This is a genomic window from Arthrobacter sp. AK01 (genome assembly GCF_021109375.1).
Lineage (GTDB): Bacteria > Actinomycetota > Actinomycetes > Actinomycetales > Micrococcaceae > Arthrobacter.
Map to the genome: position 1 here is coordinate 11,935 of NZ_JAJOHP010000059.1, position 18,834 is coordinate 30,768.

Genomic DNA, 18,834 nt, shown 5'->3' on the forward strand with positions numbered 1-18,834 from the left:
AGACAGGCCAACAAGGCCAGAATCCGCGGAACCATGACCAAAGCATCTTGACTGTTACTCCGATCACAACATATCCTCATAGGCAACAAGTGTTGTCTGTGAGGCACACAACACATCCCCAATCTCCAATCATCAGCACAGAGACTTCGACGCTTCGCAGGAGTATCGTCGAAAACCCCAACCTCCGTGCATCAGCTCCAAGGACCTCTCATGGAATCTTCGGCTATTAACATCGCAATCGTGGTGGTGTACCTGCTCGCCATGCTGGCATTCGGCTGGTGGGGCAAGTCCCGCACCAAGAACAACAGCGACTTCCTGGTGGCCGGCCGCCGCCTGGGCCCCTTCCTTTACACCGGCACCATGGCCGCAGTGGTCCTCGGTGGCGCATCCACCGTGGGCGGCGTCGGCCTCGGCTACAAGTTCGGCATCTCCGGCATGTGGCTGGTTGTGGCAATCGGCTCGGGCGTGCTGCTGCTCAGCCTCCTGTTCGCAGGCACCATCCAGCGCCTGAAGATCTACACGGTCTCCCAGATGCTGAGCCTTCGCTACGGCAGCAAGGCCACGCAGACCTCCGGAATCGTGATGCTGGCGTACACGCTGATGCTGTGTGCCACGTCCACCGGCGCTTACGCCACCATCTTCGTGGTCCTCTTCGATTGGGAACGCTGGCTGGCCATCGCAGTTGGCGGCGCGATCGTGCTCGTCTACTCGACCATCGGCGGTATGTGGTCCATCACCCTGGCCGACCAGGTCCAGTTCATCATCAAGACCGTAGGCATCTTCTTCCTGATGCTCCCGTTCGTCATGAACGCAGCCGGCGGCATGGACGGCATCCGTGAGCGCCTCGACGCAAGCTTCTTCCAGATCGACGGCATTGGTGTCCAGACGATCATCACCTACTTCGTGGTGTACACGCTCGGCCTCCTGATCGGCCAGGACATCTGGCAGCGCGTCTTCACCGCCAAGACCCCCACCGTCGCACGCTGGGGCGGCGCCACCGCAGGTGTCTACTGCATCCTTTACGGCATCGCCGGGGCCCTGATCGGCCTGGCTGCCCGCGTAGCGCTCCCGGACATCGACGTCGCCAACCTCGGCAAGGACGTGGTTTACGCAGAGGTAGCAACGCACATCCTGCCTGTCGGCATCGGCGGCCTGGTCATGGCCGCAGCTGTTGCAGCAATGATGTCCACCGCATCCGGAGCCCTGATTGCCGCGGCAACGGTGGCACGTGCAGACGTCGTCCCGTTCGTGGCCAGCTGGTTCGGCAAGACCATCAACACTGATGACACGGAGAACCCCGAGCACGACGTCAAGGCCAACCGCTACTGGGTACTTGGCCTCGGTATCGTAGCCGTGCTGATTTCCATGGCTGCGCAGGACGTGGTTGTCGCCCTCACCATCGCCTACGACATCCTGGTAGGTGGCCTCCTGGTGGCAATCCTGGGCGGCCTGGTGTGGAAGCGCGGCACGGGCATCGCCGCCGCGTGGTCCATGGCAGTGGGCTCGGTGCTGACGCTTGTCCTGCTGATCTTCTTCGCCGTTGGAGTCATTCCCAGCGCTGACGGCGTCTACGCCAACGAGCCGATCTACTTCGGCCTCGCGGCTTCCTTCATCGCCTACGTAGTGATCTCGCTGCTCACCCCGCCCACGGATCCCGCGGTCCGCGAAGCATGGGACAAGCGCGTCGCAGGTGCTGTCTCGGAAGAGCTGCCGCCGGAGGCCCACCCGGTCAGCAGCCACAAGTAAAAGTGCACGGCAAGTAACAGAGCAACGTTCGACGGCGGCGCCACCCCTTTTCGGGGAGGCGTCGCCGTTGTTTCGTCCCCTGGAAGAACGCCCGGTGGGGTAGGGTTGTCCCAGCTTCAAGAGATGTGGTGCCAAGCTCCGACTGGCCACACACCAACCCCATGTTCACGGGTGGTTCGGATGAGGAAGCGGCCCGTCCCGGACCAGAGACAACCGAGCGGGCAAGAGCACTCCACTGAGGAGCAGTCCCTTGCCGTACCAAGGCGATACCACCCAGGCATCCACGCCGGCCGCAAGTGCGCCGGCCACAGGAACCCCTGCCAAAACCGCAGCCCGCACGGTCACGGTGATTCCCGCCGTCGACCTTTTCCTGGGCACGGTGACCATCATCTCCAACGCCGGTACGGCGCGGTTTGGGCATCCCGAACCGCACTTGATCACCCGGGCCCTGACGCAGGCTGTCCGGCCGACGCAATGGTGTGCGGCCTCAAGGACCCTGACGGTGACCGTTGCTGCCGCCGGAAAGCGCGAGGGCGTGCAGCGGCACTTCCCTCTCTGCCCGTGGGAGCAGGCCTAGTTCCCTTCGTCCTCCTCGCGGAAGTCCTCGGTTTCATCGATCGGGACGACGCGTTCGTCGTCCTCCGGGGCGTCCACCTCTTCCACCCAGGCTTCGTCCACTTCCTGATCCTCGGCGTAGTCATAGGCTGGGTCCGACTCGATGGTCGCCCGCGGGTGGCTGGCGTGTGATTCGGTGGTGTCCATAATGCAACCTCCGTCTCGTGGGCCGGTCAAAGCCCGGTAACCGGAAAACGGGGAGCTCCCCGCTCCTGTCCTTCCATCTGAGCACCGCCTCAGTCGAGGGTCAAGGGTGCCCGGAATTACGGTGCGCCGAACATTCCAGTTGAGGAATACCAGCCAAAAATCCCCGCCAATAAGCGGTAGTGTGGGGCGTGCAATGGGGCCGAAACCACCCCACCCAGCACAGGAGAGAAAGTGCAACAGCACCAGGAATCCCCCGGTTCGTCGAGCCCGGCTCCGGACCCCGCCACCGAAAACACGGCCCCCGAAACAACGGCCGTCGCCAGCGTAGCCTCGAAAAATGATGCATCCCCGTCGTCCTCGGACATCCGCCGCTGGCGTCAGTATCTGGCCGATGAGCGCGCCGAGGCTGCCGTCTATCGCGAACTCGCCCAGAGGCGCGACGGCGAAGAACGCCAAATCCTCCTGGCCCTGGCCGAAGCCGAAGGGCGTCACGAGGCCCACTGGCTCAAGCTCCTGGGCGAGCACGCCGGAATGCCCAAGGCCGCCTCAACCCGCAGCCAGTTCCTGGGCTTCCTGGCCCGCAACTTCGGGTCGGTCTTTGTACTGGCCCTGGCCCAACGAGCCGAAGGCCGCTCCCCCTACGGCACCGAACCGGCGGCAACAGCAGCCATGGTGGCCGATGAGCAGATCCACGAAGAAGTGGTCCGGGGCCTGGCCACGCGTGGACGCAACAGGCTCTCCGGCACTTTCCGCGCTGCTGTCTTCGGCGCAAACGATGGCTTGGTCAGCAACCTTTCGCTGGTCATGGGCATGGCCGCAACCGGCGTGCCCAGCCCTGTCGTGCTGATGAGCGGCGTCGCAGGCCTGTTGGCCGGGGCGTTGTCCATGGGCGCCGGCGAGTACGTTTCCGTGCGCTCCCAGCGGGAATTGCTTAACGCCACGTTGCCCACTCAGGCCACGCTCACAGCAGCACCTTCGTTGGACATCGAGCACAACGAGCTGGTTCTTGTGTACTTGGCTCGGGGCATGACCCACGAAGCCGCCGAACACCGCGCCGCCGAACGCATGGGCGTCTTCAGCTGCGACTGCGACCCCAGCCTCTCCCTGCAGCCAGAGAAGCCGGCCACCGATGAGCACGAATCCGTCGGTTCGGCGTGGGGCGCCGCGTTGTCCAGCTTCTGCTTCTTCGCCTCGGGCGCCATCGTGCCCATCCTGCCGTTCATTTTCGGCATGACGGGTGTGGCTGCTTTGCTGGTAGCCGGCGTGCTGGTGGGCATCGCGCTCCTGGCGACCGGCGCCGTCGTGGGCTTGCTGTCCGGAACGTCGCCGCTGAGCCGCGGGTTGCGGCAACTCGCCATTGGTCTTGGAGCAGCGGCTGCCACCTATGGGCTGGGCCTGGTGTTCGGCGCAACGATCGTCTAAGTTTGGACGCCTCCCTCCGCAGCCCGTAATGTTGGTTCGTCCTCCGCGCTGCCCCGCGTGACCAGGGCGTGAGGAATGGAGAACCGTGGACTCGGAGCGGGAAACGCGTGCGCCAAAGCACCGACGTGCGGCAACTGCCTGGCGGGTCCTTCGCGGCCTCGTCATGGCCGGCATCGCCGCAGTGGTGGCCGTCCTGGTGAGCGGATTCCTGCACGGAGACCCCCGCATCACCGCACTTTTCCCCGGGGTCAGCGTCCCCGGCGCCCCGCAAAGCGGACAAAGCCAAACAAAACCTGCCCGTGCCGCCGACGCCCCGCCGCCGGGCGTTGACGAGGCGGACGCCCCTCTCGCCTCACCGCCGGCGCCCGGGACAGCGAACGATTCGTTCAAGTTCCTGGCCACCAACGACGACGGCACTCCCGTTGGCTATTCACCGTGCCGGCCGCTGCACTACGTAGTGAACAACGCCTCCGCGCCGGAAGGCTCCGATGCGTTGCTGGAGGCTGCGATCGCCAAGGTATCCGCCGCTTCGGGAATCCAGTTCGTCAACGACGGCAGCACCGATGAGTTGCCCGTGGACCGCCGCGAACCATACCAGCCCGCCAAATACGGCGATCGATGGGCTCCCCTGCTGATCTCATGGACCACGCCGGAGGCAGCGCCGGCCTTGGCAGACAAAGTCATCGGGACCGGCGGCAGCACCATGTACTCGCTCAACAACGGACCCAAAAGCTACATCACCGGCAGCCTCGAGTTGGACACTCCGCAGGTAGCCGAACTACTGGCCAACCCCGAAGGGGCCGACTACGTCCTGGCGGTCATGCAACACGAACTGGGACATGTGATGGGCTTGGACCACGTGGATGATCCGGTCCAGCTCATGTACCCGGAAATCGGTGCCCCGGACGGCCTCGCTGCCGGCGACCTGAACGGCCTGCACCTCCTGGCATCAGCGCCCTGCCGCAAGGACATCTAGCAGCCGACCACTTCCGGCATGGACTCCCGTGGCGTCCGGACTTATGCTGGCGACTACGGCCGACGGCGGCGCCCCACCTCCCGTCCGCGGCCTCCACGTCAGGGGGTTCCATGGAACCTTACGGGTCGCCCCAGTGGCCGGACCCCGATCCCCCAGCGCCGCGTCCACCGATCAAGCACAGCAGCATCGCCGCCATCCTGTTCCTGTTCGGCGTCCTCGGCCTTGTCTGCGCGGGCGCGTATTTCAGCGGCGACCTGCAGCGGTTCCTCTACGGATCATCCGCCACGCAGAGCCAGGCTCCACGCCCCGGTTTAGTACCGTTCGGACAACGCCAGGACCCGTTGCCCGGGCTGGAAGAAGCCGACGCGCCGCTTGGAACTCCGGCGCCAATAAACCGGACCAGTACCTCCTACAAGTTCCTTGCCGTCAAAGAAGACGGAACCCCCCTGGCCTACTCGCCGTGCAGGCCCATCCATTACGTGGTGAACGCGGACCAGGCGGATCCTTCCTGGCAGCCCCTGGTGGAAGAAGCCGTCCGGCAAGCCAGCGTGGCCACTGGATTGAAGTTCATCTACGACGGTCCGAGTTCCGAGGTCCCTTCCACCAACAGGACCGGATACCAGCCGGCCCGGTACGGGGACCGATGGGCTCCCGTCCTGATCGCCTGGACCACTCCGGAGCAGGTGCCACGCCTGACAGGCCAGACTGTGGGTCTGGGCGGAAGCTCATCGATTGGCCTGAGCAACGGCTATAAGGCCTACGTCACAGGCACCGTGTCCCTGGACGCGCCCCAGTTCGCCGGCATTGTGGACACTTCCGAGGGCAAGGAGATCGGCATCGCGGTGATCATGCATGAGCTGGGACACCTGCTGGGCCTGGACCACGTGGACGATCCCCGGCAGCTCATGTTTGACCAGGCTTCGTGGGTCCGGCAATACGCTGCCGGCGACCGGACGGGCCTGGCCCAACTCGGCCAAGGTCCGTGCAGCAAGGACTTCTAGCCGCGCCGTGCTCCTTGGCCGGAAACTACTGCGAGTGCCTCCTCCACGCTATCGACCAGGAAGATCCTGTGCTCCATGGGCTTCCCCGCGGCGAGGCCCTGCAACATCGGCCATGCCGGGAGTGTCCGTTCCCAATGGTCGCGTCCCACCAGCACCATGGGAGTGATGGTCTCCGGCGCTCCGTAGTAGTTTTCGCAGGCGTCCTGGAAGATTTCCTGCACCGTTCCTGCGGCCCCCGGAAGGAAGATGGTCCCACCATTGCAAAGCTCCAACAGGATGGCTTCCCGGAGGGCGTTGGCGAAGTACTTGGCGATGTGGGTGGCAAACAGGTTCGGAGGCTCATGGCCGTAGAACCACGTGGGTATTCCAAGCGTCGGGGTGCCTTCCGGATGACGTTCGACGACGACGGCTGCTTGCCGTGCCCAAGCCGTCACCGAGGGCCTGAACCCCGGTACCTCGGCGAGGGTTCCCAGCGCGGCTGTTGTGTCGACGTCGGGCAGCCCACTCAAGTAGGCGCCCAGGTTGGCCGCTTCCATGGCTCCGGGTCCACCTCCGGTGGCGACAGCGAAACCGGCCTGGGCGAGCAGGCGGCCCAGCCTCGCGGCGTCGGCGAATTCGCTGGTGCCACGCTGGGCGGCGTGTCCACCCATGACTCCCACGATTTTGCTCCCGGCGAGCGCCCCATGATCCAGCAACTCATCCAGGGCGTCGCCGATCGCGTGGTCATGAAGGGCCGCGGCAAGGGTGGCGTCGAGGCTCGCCCGCTGTCCGGGAAGGATGCTCCATTGGTAGACCTGCGCGTCGAGGGTGGCTTCGTATTCTGTGGAGGAGATGTCCTGGTAGAGCTCCGCGGCGCTGTAGAGGCTGCCCCGGTAGGGGTCGAACGGAACGCCCTGCAGTTTGGGAAAGATGAGTGCCCCGCGGCGTCGGAGGCTCTCTTCCACGCCGTCGTCGAACGTGCATCCCAGGAAGATCGCCCCTTGGGGGTTGAGGGCCTTGAGGTCCCGGGCGTGGCCTCGAAGGTCCAGCGACTGCGCGTGCCAACCACTCATGGACCCCGCACCGGCACTCACCAGACGTTCGAAGTGGACAACGCTTTGGATGTCGAGAGTTCGCGGACTCGGGTTCAAGGGTGCGCTGCGGTTCATGGCTTCAGCGTAGTATCGCTGCGCCATGACGCCGGCGTTTGCGCACCCGGCCGCTGAGCGGTGCATCATGAAGGATGAAGAGTTCAGAAGTTGCCCGTCCGCGTATCGGCGTTCCGGTTCGCCTCAGCAGTTCGGACGCTCCGGACGCCCGTGTGGGTGAGGCCAACCGACTGTTCACCTTCATCGTGGACCTGCTGCGTGAGGCCGGTGCGCGGCCCGTGCTGCTGACCCCGGTGTCGGCTGACAGCGCCGGGAGGCTGGCCACTGAAATGCAGGAGCTCGACGGCGTGCTGCTGCCGGGCGGCGGCGACATCAATCCGCGCCTCTATGGCCAGGATCCGCAGGACTCCCTGTACGACGTCAACGCTGAGCAGGACCATCTGGACATGGATGTTGCCCGCGCAACCATCGACGCCGGACTTCCGCTGCTGGGCATCTGCCGCGGCCACCAACTGCTGAATGTGCTTTATGGTGGGACGCTGATTCAGGACATGGCACCCACTGCTGTGACCCACAACGGCTTGGATCCACACGACACCACGGCCAGCGAATGGGCATGGCACGATGTGCTGCTCACCGCCGGATCCAAAACTGCATCACTGTATGGTTCCCCCGAAGGGAGCACCATCAAGATCGCTTCCGGGCACCATCAAGCTGTCGCAAGGGTGGGCGAAGGCCTGGTCGTCACGGCCGTCGCCGACGACGGTACGGTGGAGGCCCTGGAAGACCCCTCACGGTGGGTGGCCTCAGTGCAGTGGCACCCCGAGGCGTCCCAGCTTCCCGACTCTGATCGGTTGCTGCCTTTCACATCCTTCGTAGATGTCTGCCGGAACCCTACCCAGGCTCGTCCCGGTGGAGTACAGTAGCGCTCACTGCATCGCTTTCAGTTCCGTTGAAAGTTCAGCAAAAGCCCAATTTCATTCGCATGACGTCCAGGGGGCGTCGTAAGTTTGCCGGCTGGGGGGCCCAACATCTGCTCAAAGGAGCATAGTTGTGGACCGTCCAAAACACGTCAGCCGATCCTCTCATCCGAAGACCCGTCCATCCTTCCCCAAGCGCCTGCTAGGGCTGCTCCTCGGGCCTGCTTTGGTTTTGGGCGGACTCGTCCTGACCTCCGCATCGCCTGCGGCTGCTGCTGAACCGCCGTGCGCGGGAACTGGCGGAGCCATGCAGATCGTTGCCCACACAGACGACGATCTGCTCTTCCTCAGCCCGGATTTCATGCGGGACATCCAAGCCAAGCGATGTGTTCAAACGGTGTTCACCACCGCGGGAGAGGCCGGCGAGGGAGCCACCTACTGGCGGAGCCTCGAGTCAGGCATCCAAGCCAGTTACGCCAAAATGGCCGGTGTATCCAACAGCTGGACAACATCCGATGCCGGAGTGCCCGGGCGTCCGCTGACCATGCGTACCCTGAACGGTGCTCCCAACGTCTCGGTGGTCTATATGCGGCTTCCCGATGGCTTTCCGAACGGCCTGGGCAGCGCCGCCTACAACAGCCAGAGCATCCTCAAACTCTGGGACGGCCGGCTCTCCTCCATCCGGCCCGTGGACAATGCAGCGACCTTCACCAAATCCCAGTTCCAAACCGCGTTGAACCGCCTGGTGGTCAACTTCCAGCCCACCACCTTCCGCACCCAGGACTGGACCGGGAACTTCAATACCCCCTACGACCACAGCGACCACTGGGCCACGGCCAAGTTCGCCCAGCTGGCGACCCGAAGCTACACCGGGCCGCACACGTCCCTGGCCTACGATGCCTACGTCATCGATGAGTATGCGCAGAACGTGACCGGGGCCGAACTCACGGCCAAAGTGGACACGTTTGTCCGGTTCGCCGATTTCGACATGTACGTCTGCAGCAGCCCCGGTGAAGGGTGCCCGGATTCCCCCTACGACGAATGGCTGAAGCGGCAATACATCACAGCCATTGAGTGGGTGGGCAACGCTGCCAAATCGGCGGGCACCACCGTCACGGCGTCTTCGCAGAAAGCCTCCGCACAGAGCCCGGAGAAGGCGAGGGACGGTTACCAGTGGGGTGCTCCGATGGATGCCACGCGGGAGTGGGTCTCTGCTGGTGAAAAGGCCGGCAGTTGGATTCAGTACAGTTTCTCCCCCACCCGGACCATCAATGCGGTCACCCTGTCCGATCGGCCACTCCTGACCGATCAGATTACCGGTGGCAACCTTCAGTTCTCTGATGGAAGTACCGTGGCCGTTCCAGCCCTGCCCAACAACGGCTCCGGCCTCACCATCAACTTCCCCGCCAAGACAGTGAGCTCCGTGCGGCTCAACATCACCTCAGTCAGCGCGGGCACCACCAACGCCGGGTTGGCTGAGTTTGAGGCCTATCTCGGCACCGACAACGTGGCTCCCGTCGTCACCGCGGCACCCCCGGGTGGAACCTACACGGCGGGCCAGGCGATAACCCTGACCGCCAATGAAACATCCACCATTTACTACACCACCAATGGCAGCACCCCCACCACGGCAAGCAGCAAGTACACCGCTCCGCTGATTTTGAACGGTCCGCTGACCTTGAAGTACTTCGCCGTGGACAGCGCGAACAACTCGTCGGCTGTGGTCACCCAGACGTACTCCACCGGCCCGGATGTGACGAAGCCCGTGGTCACGGCCACGCCCCTGGGAGGTCAGTACGCGCCAGGCACCACCATCACCTTGGCTGCGAACGAGCCGGCCGAAATCCGCTACACCACGGACGGCACCGATCCCCTGACGGCTGGACTCCCCTACACCACGGCGATCCCCTTCAACGGACCCGGTCCCATGACGTTGAAGTACTTCGCCCGGGATACTGCCGGAAACGTGTCCGAGGTAGCCACGCAGAGCTACTCCGTGCCACCGGACACCACCGCGCCCACGGTATCGGCCAATCCCACCGGCAGGGCCTTGGCCAGTGGGGCCACCATCGCGCTGACCGCCAATGAGCCTGCCGCCATCTACTACACCACCAATGGCAGCACCCCTACGGCCACGGAATCAGCCACCAACATCAAGTACAGTGCCGCGCAACCGATCGTCATGGGCAGTACCACGCTGGTGCTCAAATACATCGGCGTCGACACTGCCGGCAACACCTCAGCCGTGGGTACCCAGACCTACACGGTGCCCGCAGCCGGACCGCCGTCGGCCCATGACTTCAACGGTGACGGCCGTGCGGACGTGCTGGCCGCTGATGCCGCCGGCAACCTGTACCTCTACCCCGGCAACAGTTCGGGCGGACTCGATCCGCGGCAGGTCGCCCTCGCAGCACCAGCGTGGTCCACCATCACGGACACCGTCACCCCTGGCGACTTCAACAAGGATGGCAAGCCTGACCTTCTGGCCCGGGCCGGAGACATCCTCTGGTTCTACCCCGGCGACGGCGCAGGCAGCTTCGCGGCCAGGAAGCAGGTCAGCACCGGGTGGAGCACCATGACGCAGATCTTCTCCCCCGGCGATTTCAGCGGCGATGGCATCCCCGATTTTATTGGCCGCCGAAGCAATGGCGAGCTCCGGCTCTACGAAGGAAACGGCACCGGAGGCCAGCGGAGTCCCTACACCGTCGGCTGGGGTTGGGACGTCATGAATGCCATCTTCAGCACCGGCGATTTCAACGGGGACGGCAAGGGAGATGTACTGGCGCGGCGCACCGACACAGGCGCATTATGGCTATATCCGGGCAATGGCTCCGGGGGCTGGCTGCAATGGACGCAGATCGGGACGGGCTGGGGAACCCGCACTGCGGTGGCCGGTCCGCGGGACCTTGACGGCGACGGCAGGAACGACGTCGTGGGCCGCATCGGAGACACCTTGTGGCTGTATCCCGGATCGGGAGGCGGAACGCTCAGCAACGTGCCGCCGATCAGCCTCGGCACCGGCTGGCAGGCCATGAAAGTCATCGCCTAGCCTGCCCCCTGAACCTGGCGCGGGTCGGAGTTTTCCCCCAGACTCTTCGGCCCGCGTCAGCCATGTCCAAACCTTCTACGGGGCAACCTTTACCGGGGCGCCTTTTTCCAGGGACTCCTGCGCAGCGTCTGCCACCTTCGAGGCCGCGACAGCATCTTCGGGAGTGCAGGGGTTCTTGCGCTGGCCAAGCACAAGTTCCACGAACGCGGCCATCTCTGAGCGATACGCCTGATCGAAGCGCTCGGCGAAGGTGGTATGGGAGGCACCGGTGGGGAATTCGACTCCGGGTTCGGCTGACCGCAAGGCCATCTGCTGGTCCATTCCCACAAGCACAGAGCTCTCGGAGCCTTGGAGTTCCAGCCGGACATCATGCCCGGCCCCGTTGTATCGGCTGGCCGACACCGTGCCTACCGTGCCGTCGTCGAAAGTCACCAAAGCCAGGGCGGTATCGACGTCGCCAACCTCACCGATGGCCGGGTCGCCGTTATTGGAGCCCTTGGCATAGACCTCCACGATTTCCTTGCCGGTGAGCCACCGGAGGATGTCGAAGTCGTGGACGGAGCAGTCCCGGAACAACCCGCCGGACGTTGCAAGGAATTGGACTGCTGGCGGGGTCATATCGCATGTGACGGCCCGAACCGAGTGGATCCACCCGAGTTCCCCGGCCTCATAGGCCCGTTTGGCTTCCAGGTAGCCGGCGTCAAAACGGCGCTGGTGGCCGATCTGCACCACTCCGGCCTTCTCACGGATGTAGTCAAGGACCGGGAGTGACTCGGCCACGTTCACGGCTACTGGTTTTTCGCAGAACACCGGAATGCCCGCGTCCACGCCGGCCCGGATGAGGTCCGGGTGGGTGGCGGTGCCTGTCGCGATGACCAGCCCGTTCACTCCGGAGGCTATGAGTTCCCCCACCGAGCCCACGTACTCCCCGCCGACGTCGCGTGCTACCGAACGTGCGTGCTCTTCTGCCACATCCGTGAGCTTTAGCTGGACCTGGATACCGTCCTGGGCCAGGGCTTCGTTGAGCGCGCTGATGTTCTTTGCGTGCATCACGCCGATCCGGCCAACACCTACCAGGCCGAGGGTCACTTGCTTCGTCATTTTCTGTCTCCGTCAGTGCAGCAGAAGTTTTGTCTCATGGGAGAGATCCTTCAGGCGACACTAAACCTTGTTAGTTTGTCCTGTCAAACATTGCTGGTGGAATCACAGGTGCTAGAGCTGGACGACAATGCCCTCACGGGCGCTCCGGCGGGCGGCATCGAGCACTTCAATCGTCCTCACGCCCTCCTCGGCCGGCACCGGCTCCGGGCCTTCCCCACGGACCGCCCGGGCGAACTCCGTGTAGAAGGTAGCGTAATTGCCCTGCGCGGACGCCACCCGTGTTCGATGTCCGCCAACGGCCAGGGTGCCTTCGTTCCCGGGCACATCAATCCCCCACGTTTCCGGTTCCGCGGCTGGCCGCCGGCCGGCAAAGAGGGCGTCGGCCTGGACATCAGCCCCAGCGGCGACATAGCTGCCAGCACTTCCATAGGCACGCAATTCACGCGTGGTGGAGTGGTTGAGTTTGCTGGCGGACACGGTGGACACGACGCCCGAAGCGTGGGTCAGGGTGATGAAAAACCCGCAGTCCGTTTCTTCACCAAACTTGTCCGTCCAGTCGAGCGTGGCGTGCACCCGGGACGCGGGGCCCAGCAGCCAGAGCATCTGATCCACAAGGTGACTGCCCAAATCCCGCAGGAGGCCTCCCGTCGGGCCAACCTCCAGGGTGTCGGCGCCATCCTGGTCCATGATGGAGTGCACGCGCCACGGCTCCCCCAAGGCTCCGGAGGACAGCACATCGGCCAGGGTAAGGATGTCGGCATCGCGGCGGCGGTTGTGGTAGACATTCAGCACCACGCCGGCCTCCCCGGCGGCATGGACAAGTTCCCGCGCGCATTCAGCATCGGGGGCGAAGGGCTTATCCGCCACCACATGGACGCCTGCTGCCACGGCCTCCAGGACCAGCTCCCGGCGAGTGTGCGGAGGTGTGGTGATGGTGACGGCGTCCACCCCGGCGGACAGCATGTCAGCAAGGCTCCCATAGACCGGGACCCCCGGATAGTCGGCCTGGACTTCCGCCCGCCGTGCCTCGGAGCGCGCCACGACACCTGCCAACTCAAGTCCCTCCGCGGCGTCAATGAACGGGGCATGAAAGTACCTGCCCCCCACTCCGTATCCCACAATTCCAATGCGCACGCGCCACAGTCCTTCCGTATGAATGGTCGTCTTACACGGCTAGGCGGCGGCCGTACGCCGCCGCCTTGCCTCATGCTGCAGTAATCAGGCTGGAACGTTCAGGGATGTTTCCAATGCCGCGTCGGCATCCCGCAGGACTTTGGCCGCAACCTCAAGGCCTTCGATACGCCCCAGCGAGACGTCCTCGTGCTCGATGTTGACCAGCATGTTCGGATCCACGTCGTGGAGCGCACGGAGGAACCGGGTCCAGAAGGCAGTATCGTGACCGCGGCCAAGTGCCACGAAATCCCAGGCCGAGTTCTTGGGCCACTCGTTTGCCCACTCGTCGCCACCCAGGTTGGTGCGGTTCTCGTCGGCTGAGAGCCTGCGGAAGCTGTTGTCCAGCACCCCATAGAGCGCCGCATTCTCCGTGTTGACGCGGACGTCCTTGGCGGCCGCCTGGAAGACCAGGGGTCCGAGTTCGCGGACCACTGCTACCGGGTCCATCTGCTGCCAGAACAAGTGGGAGGCGTCCAATTCGACACCCACGTGCGTGGCACCTGTGAGCTCGATGAGCTTGTAAACGTCCGCTGTATTGAAGACGATGTTCTGCGGGTGCAGCTCCAACGCCACCTTGACGCCGTGATCGGCGGCGAGCCGGTCGGTTTGCTTCCAGAATTCCGCGGTAATGCCCCACTGGTAATCGAGGACGTCCAGTGCTGCCGAGTTCCAGGCATTGACCACCCAGTTGACGGTGGTGGCGCCGGGCTCGCCGCCGGGCAGGCCGGACATGGTGACCACGCGGTTCTGGCCCAGGCGGCTCGCGAGGCGAATGGAGCGGCGAATGTCCTCCGCGTGCTTTTCACCGATTTCACGCTTGGGGTGCAGCGGGTTGCCGTTGCAGTTCAGGCCGGCGATGGCGACGCCGGTGCCCTCGAAGATCGCCAGGTAGTCGTCGCGGGCTGCGTCGCTTTCCAGGATCTGATCAAAGGTGGGGACGTGCACGGCAGGCAGGAAGCCGCCCGTGTTGATCTCGATTCCCGTGAGTCCCAAGTCAGAGATGACCTTCAGCGCCTCGGGCAGCGGGCGGTCGTGCAGGATCGCGTTGTAGACGCCGAGCTTCATACCGTGATCTTCTTTCCGTTGTTGAGGGCGGATTCGGTGACGGCACCGAGGAGCTCCATGTTGCGGACGCCTTCATCGAAGGTCGCACAGCGGGGCAGGGATGAACCTGCGCCGAGGCCCGCAACCTCTTCGAGGAATGCACGCGCTTGGTAGCCGAAAGCGTCGTTCTGGCCGAAGCCGACTTCCGGGGCGTCCATGGCAAGGCCGCCGGTGATGTAAGGGTGGCCCGGGCCGAGCATGACCTGTCGGTAGCCATTCTCATTCCCGGATCCATCGTTCAGGAACAACTGGATTTCGGATGGGCGGCGCTGGTCGAACTTGGCCGCACCGTTCTCGCAGAAAACCTCGAACTGGAGGCTGTTCGCATGGCCGGCCGCTACGCGGGAGACTTCGAAACTGCCGGCGCCGCTGGCGAACTCTGCGTTGAAGGCTGCGTAGTCGTCGTTTTCCACGGCCTCGTACGTGTCGCTCACAGCCACGTGGTCGTGGCCCATGACCGCGCCAAGGGGCAGGGGGCGCTTGTCGATCGCGGTCGTCAGGCGACCGCCACTGATGGACTTAATGTCGCCGCAGAGGAATTCGGAGACGTACGTCAGGTGGCTTCCGACGTCGGCCAGCGCACCGGAGCCGGGCCCGCCCTTGTAGCGCCAGCTCATGGGAGCGGCGGGACTGAAGCCATAGTCGGTCCAGTACCGGCCGCTGAAATGCAGGACGTTGCCGAGCGTTCCGTTGCGGATCAGTTCCCGGATATAGGCGATGCCAGGCGTCCGGCGGAACGTGAAGCCGATGCGGGCGAGGGTTCCGCGGGTTTCCGCTGCGCGGGCGGCGTCGGCCATGGCACGTGCGTCGTCCAAGGTGTCGCTGAGTGGCTTCTCGCACAGGACGTGCTTGCCCGCGGCCAGCAAACCTTCAACCACTTCGCGGTGCAGCGAGTTGGCAATGACCACGCTGACAACATCAATGTCGTCAGCCTCGGCAATGGCCTGCCAGGACGTGTCAGTGCGCTCGTACCCGAAGCGGCGTGCAGCCAGCGAGCCGAACTCGGCGTTCACGTCGCCGATCGAGACCAGGCGCACGGGCGGAAGCACGGGGCTGTAGAGGGCAGATGCCGTGCGGTATGCGGCAGCATGGGCCTTGCCGGCCATGCCTGCTCCGATGACGGCGACGCCGAGGCTTTCAGCCATTGATTCTCCTTCGAAATTTCGCCGCCGCGTGGGGCGCTGTGCGGCATTTTGTAGCGCTACAATTTTTACGCTGGATTTGATCGTAACTATGTCTATATGTCCTGTCAATCATTAACCGACTATCCTCGAGAGCAGACACGAAAGGCACACCGATTCCGTTGAAGAGCCCCGAAACGCAGGACAGTCCCCGCGCCCGACGCACCACCCTCTACGACGTCGCCACGCAGGCCGGAGTCTCGCCGTCGCTGGTTTCCTTATTCCTCAAGGACCCAGGGAGGATCAGCGAAAAGCGTCGGGTCGCCGTACAACAAGCCATCTCCGAGCTCGGATACCGGCCCAGCCGGGCCGCCACCACGCTCGCCAGCAGCCGTACCAAGAGCATCGGCCTGGTCATCGACGACTACCGGAACCTGTGGTTCGTCGACCTCCTCCGCGGTATGGAATCCGTCCTTTCAGACCGTGGCTACCAGGTGATGCTCGCGGACTCAAGACCGGGTGAAAACCGCATCAGGGAAGCCACGGACGGCCTGCTCGCCATGCACGTGGACGCCTTGGTCCTCGCAGCCGAGCCCAGCGAAGCCATGCTGTCCAGAACATGGGTCCCCACTGTGGTTGCGGGGTGGCGCAAGGGTGTTCCGGTAGGCGCGGACCTCATCACCAACGACGACGACGGCGGGGGCAGCATGGCTGCCAACCACGTACTGGGGTTGGGTCACGTCCGCATCGGCCACCTCTCAGGTTCCGACGGCGCCTCCGCACACCGGCGGGCGGGTTTCCTTCGCGCGGTGGAGGCTGCCGGCGTCGAGCCTGTCATCAGTGAGTCCGACGGAACGTCGGAAGAGGACGGCTACGCAGCAGCCTGCCGGCTCTTGGAGCACCGCCCGGACACCACCGCGATCTTTGCCGCGAACGACACCATGGCGCTGGGCGCCTTCGCCGCCATCAAAGCCCGTGGGCTGTCGGTACCCCGGGATGTTTCGGTGATTGGCTACGACAACTCCCCTTTAGCGAAGTCGCGCTACCTGGACCTCACATCCGTGGACAACCGAAGCGACCTCGTAGGCGTTGACGCGGCGCACAGGCTGCTGGCACGGATCGAGGACCCCACCCTCCAACCGGAGCGGACACTGATCGAGCCGGCGCTGGTACTGCGCGGCACCACCTCGACCGTTCGCTAGGGACGACTCTGCTCGCTAGGGACGACTCTGCCCGGAGCCACTACGGGTTCCGGGCAGAGTACCTTCGGAAGGCTAGTGCCGCTTCGCAGCGCTCTCCGGAGCGGCGTCAGCCACGCCCGCCACTTCGGCTTTCACTTCCTCAAGGGCATCTGAATGCCCACCAAGCTGTTCCAGCTCGTGGGCCAATTCGGCCAGTTCGGCGCCGCCGGCCATCTGGGCCGTCAGCTCATCCAAGGTGATGTCCTTCTTGTCGTAGTAGCCGATCGACTTGCCGCGCTTGAGCAGCAGGAACCGATCACCCACGGGGAAGGCGTGGTGCGGGTTGTGGGTAATGAAGATGACACCCAGCCCGCGGTCACGGGCCTGGAGGATGTAACGGAGTACGACGCCGGACTGCTTGACTCCCAGCGCGGCCGTCGGCTCGTCCAGGATCAGAACCTTCGCGCCGAAGTAGACCGCGCGGGCGATCGCGACGCACTGCCTCTCACCGCCTGAGAGCTGGCCGATGGGCTGCTCAACATCGCGCAAGTCGATGCCCATGTCCGCGAGCTCCTTTTTGGTGATGTCCTTCATTTTCTGGACATCCATGCTCTTGAACGGACCAAACCCGCTGGTCAGTTCGGAGCCAAGGAAGAAGTTGCGCCAGATGGGCATCAACGGGACCACCGCCAAGTCCTGGTAGACGGTGGCGATACCGGCATCCAGGGCCTCACGGGGCGAGGAGAACTTCTTGGCATCTCCCATTACGTGCAACGTGCCTTCGTCATGCTGGTGCAGGCCCGCGATGATCTTGATCAGGGTGGACTTGCCGGCGCCATTGTCGCCCAGGACGCAGGTGACGCGGCCATTATCCACGGCCATGGTGACATCGCGCAGGGCAATGATATTGCCGTAGTGCTTGCCAACACCGTCAAGCGAAAGCAGGTGCACTGGTGTGTGCGTCAAGGGGTCCTTCTCATCCTTTAGCAGGGTCTGCTGGTCAATCTGTTGTGCATTCATTGTTCCGGTCCTTTACTTGAGCTCTGCCCGGCGCTTGACGATCAGGTTGACGATGGTGGCCAGCAGGAGCATCAAGCCCAGGAAGAACTTGAACCAGTCTGGATTCCATTGTGCGTACACGATGCCCTTGTTGGCCATGCCAAAGATAAAGGCACCGATGGCGCCACCCACGGCCGACCCGTAGCCACCGGTCAGGAGGCAGCCGCCAATAACGGCGGCGATGATGTACAGGAACTCGTTGCCCACGCCCTCACCCGACTGCACCGAATCGAAGGCGAAGAGGTTGTGCATGCCCAGGATCCAGCCACAGAAACCGACAGCCATGAACAGGCCGATCTTGGTCTTGGTCACCGGGACGCCCACAGCGCGGGCAGCGTTGGCATCACCACCAACAGCGAAGATCCAGTTGCCAACCCGGGTGCGGAGCAGGATCCACGAGGCTACAGCCACCAGGGCGATCCAGATGAACACCGTGATCTTGACGTCAACGCCACCGATCGACACTGACGAGGCAAATACGGCTTGAGCCGAGTCAAAGCCATCCATGTTTGAGATTGACGGCGACGATACAGATCCGCCGATGAGTCGGGTCAGCCCGAGGTTCAAACCGGTCAACATCAGGAAGGACGCCAGGGTGACGATGAAGCTGGGAAGCTTGGTCTTGACCAGGATCCAGCCGTTGATCAGGCCGATCCCCAAGGAAACGACGAGGGCCAGGAAGACTCCCACCCAGACGTTGGTGGTGAAGTACCAACTGAACAGCGAGGCCGTGAGCGCCGAAGAGATGACGGCGACACCGGTGGAGAGGTCGAACTCGCCGCCGATCATCAGCAGGGACACGCCAACAGCCATGATGCCAATGGTGGAGCTTCCGTAGAGGACGGTGGCGAACGCGTTCGGCTGGATGAACGTCTGCGAGACGGAGGCGAAGAAGATGAAGAGGACGACGGCGCCAACGAGGGCGCCGACTTCCGGACGGCCCAGAAGCTTCTGGAGCGGGTTGCGTTGACCAACGCGCTCGTCAGCTGGAATTGGCTTTGCGGCAGTGGGGGTCATAGTCATGATGATGTTCCTTGCTGCCGGGGGGCCGGTTCGCCCCAGCCCGCCCGACCGATCGAGACGCGAAACCCAGCCACCCCCAAAAAAACGAAAGGAGACGGTTGCAGGTGG

Annotated in this window: 16 protein-coding genes and 1 riboswitch; of the genes, 8 read left to right on the forward strand and 8 right to left on the reverse strand. The window is 64.0% G+C overall.

The features are described from left to right. Nucleotides 1-210: 210 nt before the first annotated feature. Together LN996_RS18070 and LN996_RS18075 are read left to right on the forward strand one after the other, a co-directional pair. Complete coding sequence (locus LN996_RS18070) at nucleotides 211-1,746, forward strand: sodium:solute symporter (RefSeq protein WP_231341778.1); 1,536 nt, start codon at nucleotides 211-213, stop codon at nucleotides 1,744-1,746. A 114-nt stretch (nucleotides 1,747-1,860) separates the two neighbouring features. Continuing rightward, nucleotides 1,861-1,980, forward strand: a riboswitch (SAM riboswitch). 16 nt (nucleotides 1,981-1,996) lie between these two features. Beyond that, nucleotides 1,997-2,323, forward strand: a complete 327-nt coding sequence (locus LN996_RS18075) for a hypothetical protein (protein ID WP_231341779.1) — start codon at nucleotides 1,997-1,999, stop codon at nucleotides 2,321-2,323. Here the strand turns inward: LN996_RS18075 and LN996_RS18080 are convergent. After that, on the reverse strand, nucleotides 2,320-2,508 hold the full coding sequence (locus LN996_RS18080) for a hypothetical protein (protein WP_231341780.1): 189 nt from the start codon (nucleotides 2,506-2,508) through the stop codon (nucleotides 2,320-2,322). The two genes, LN996_RS18075 and LN996_RS18080, sit on opposite strands and share 4 nt — an antisense overlap. Nucleotides 2,509-2,739: 231 nt before the next feature. Here LN996_RS18080 and LN996_RS18085 point away from each other — a divergent pair, with 231 nt between their 5' ends. The 3 genes from LN996_RS18085 (at nucleotide 2,740) to LN996_RS18095 (ending at nucleotide 5,907) form a co-directional block, all read left to right on the forward strand. After that, nucleotides 2,740-3,930 carry a VIT1/CCC1 transporter family protein gene (locus LN996_RS18085; protein WP_231341781.1) on the forward strand — a complete coding sequence of 397 codons (1,191 nt, stop codon included), beginning with the start codon at nucleotides 2,740-2,742 and terminating at the stop codon, nucleotides 3,928-3,930. An 85-nt stretch (nucleotides 3,931-4,015) separates the two neighbouring features. Next, complete coding sequence (locus LN996_RS18090; RefSeq protein ID WP_231341782.1) at nucleotides 4,016-4,906, forward strand: matrixin family metalloprotease; 891 nt, start codon at nucleotides 4,016-4,018, stop codon at nucleotides 4,904-4,906. 110 nt (nucleotides 4,907-5,016) lie between these two features. Then, nucleotides 5,017-5,907, forward strand: a complete 891-nt coding sequence (locus tag LN996_RS18095; RefSeq protein ID WP_231341783.1) for a matrixin family metalloprotease — start codon at nucleotides 5,017-5,019, stop codon at nucleotides 5,905-5,907. On the opposite strand, the gene LN996_RS18100 is transcribed toward LN996_RS18095, so the two are convergent. Continuing rightward, a complete protein-coding gene (locus tag LN996_RS18100; RefSeq protein ID WP_231341793.1) occupies nucleotides 5,904-7,055 on the reverse strand; it encodes an LOG family protein in 1,152 nt (383 codons plus the stop codon). The two genes, LN996_RS18095 and LN996_RS18100, sit on opposite strands and share 4 nt — an antisense overlap. A 74-nt stretch (nucleotides 7,056-7,129) precedes the next feature. Here LN996_RS18100 and LN996_RS18105 point away from each other — a divergent pair, with 74 nt between their 5' ends. Continuing rightward, nucleotides 7,130-7,921 (forward strand): gamma-glutamyl-gamma-aminobutyrate hydrolase family protein, encoded by a 792-nt coding sequence (locus LN996_RS18105; protein WP_231341784.1) that lies wholly within the window; start codon nucleotides 7,130-7,132, stop codon nucleotides 7,919-7,921. A gap of 127 nt (nucleotides 7,922-8,048) precedes the next feature. Continuing rightward, nucleotides 8,049-10,964 (forward strand): chitobiase/beta-hexosaminidase C-terminal domain-containing protein, encoded by a 2,916-nt coding sequence (locus LN996_RS18110; protein ID WP_231341785.1) that lies wholly within the window; start codon nucleotides 8,049-8,051, stop codon nucleotides 10,962-10,964. Between the two features lie 75 nt (nucleotides 10,965-11,039). Here the strand turns inward: LN996_RS18110 and LN996_RS18115 are convergent, their stop codons facing one another. From LN996_RS18115 to LN996_RS18130, 4 genes are all read right to left on the reverse strand, one after another. Further along, a complete protein-coding gene (locus LN996_RS18115; RefSeq protein ID WP_231341786.1) occupies nucleotides 11,040-12,065 on the reverse strand; it encodes a Gfo/Idh/MocA family oxidoreductase in 1,026 nt (341 codons plus the stop codon). A 111-nt stretch (nucleotides 12,066-12,176) separates the two neighbouring features. Beyond that, on the reverse strand, nucleotides 12,177-13,199 hold the full coding sequence (locus tag LN996_RS18120; protein ID WP_231341787.1) for a Gfo/Idh/MocA family protein: 1,023 nt from the start codon (nucleotides 13,197-13,199) through the stop codon (nucleotides 12,177-12,179). A gap of 84 nt (nucleotides 13,200-13,283) precedes the next feature. Further along, entirely contained in the window at nucleotides 13,284-14,303 is a 1,020-nt protein-coding gene (locus LN996_RS18125) for a sugar phosphate isomerase/epimerase (RefSeq protein ID WP_231341788.1), read from the reverse strand. Further along, nucleotides 14,300-15,487 (reverse strand): Gfo/Idh/MocA family protein, encoded by a 1,188-nt coding sequence (locus LN996_RS18130; RefSeq protein WP_231341789.1) that lies wholly within the window; start codon nucleotides 15,485-15,487, stop codon nucleotides 14,300-14,302. Before LN996_RS18130 ends, LN996_RS18125 begins: the two co-directional genes overlap by 4 nt. A gap of 158 nt (nucleotides 15,488-15,645) precedes the next feature. Between LN996_RS18130 and LN996_RS18135 the strand changes: the two genes are divergently transcribed. Continuing rightward, on the forward strand, nucleotides 15,646-16,665 hold the full coding sequence (locus LN996_RS18135) for a LacI family DNA-binding transcriptional regulator (RefSeq protein WP_231341790.1): 1,020 nt from the start codon (nucleotides 15,646-15,648) through the stop codon (nucleotides 16,663-16,665). A 72-nt stretch (nucleotides 16,666-16,737) separates the two neighbouring features. On the opposite strand, the gene LN996_RS18140 is transcribed toward LN996_RS18135, so the two are convergent. Next, entirely contained in the window at nucleotides 16,738-17,664 is a 927-nt protein-coding gene (locus tag LN996_RS18140) for an ATP-binding cassette domain-containing protein (RefSeq protein WP_231341791.1), read from the reverse strand. Nucleotides 17,665-17,676: 12 nt separating this feature from the next. Beyond that, a complete protein-coding gene (locus LN996_RS18145; RefSeq protein WP_231341792.1) occupies nucleotides 17,677-18,726 on the reverse strand; it encodes an ABC transporter permease in 1,050 nt (349 codons plus the stop codon). Nucleotides 18,727-18,834 lie beyond the last annotated feature (108 nt).

Bases quoted from the DNA above. Each gene is read 5' to 3' on its own strand.
- LN996_RS18125 (WP_231341788.1), bottom strand. From the start codon at position 14,303: ATGAAGCTCGGCGTCTACAACGCGATCCTGCACGACCGCCCGCTGCCC.
- LN996_RS18070 (WP_231341778.1), top strand. From the start codon at position 211: ATGGAATCTTCGGCTATTAACATCGCAATCGTGGTGGTGTACCTGCTC.
- LN996_RS18140 (WP_231341791.1), bottom strand. From the start codon at position 17,664: ATGAATGCACAACAGATTGACCAGCAGACCCTGCTAAAGGATGAGAAG.
- LN996_RS18115 (WP_231341786.1), bottom strand. From the start codon at position 12,065: ATGACGAAGCAAGTGACCCTCGGCCTGGTAGGTGTTGGCCGGATCGGC.
- LN996_RS18105 (WP_231341784.1), top strand. From the start codon at position 7,130: ATGAAGAGTTCAGAAGTTGCCCGTCCGCGTATCGGCGTTCCGGTTCGC.
- LN996_RS18130 (WP_231341789.1), bottom strand. From the start codon at position 15,487: ATGGCTGAAAGCCTCGGCGTCGCCGTCATCGGAGCAGGCATGGCCGGC.
- LN996_RS18080 (WP_231341780.1), bottom strand. From the start codon at position 2,508: ATGGACACCACCGAATCACACGCCAGCCACCCGCGGGCGACCATCGAG.
- LN996_RS18095 (WP_231341783.1), top strand. From the start codon at position 5,017: ATGGAACCTTACGGGTCGCCCCAGTGGCCGGACCCCGATCCCCCAGCG.
- LN996_RS18100 (WP_231341793.1), bottom strand. From the start codon at position 7,055: ATGAACCGCAGCGCACCCTTGAACCCGAGTCCGCGAACTCTCGACATC.
- LN996_RS18145 (WP_231341792.1), bottom strand. From the start codon at position 18,726: ATGACTATGACCCCCACTGCCGCAAAGCCAATTCCAGCTGACGAGCGC.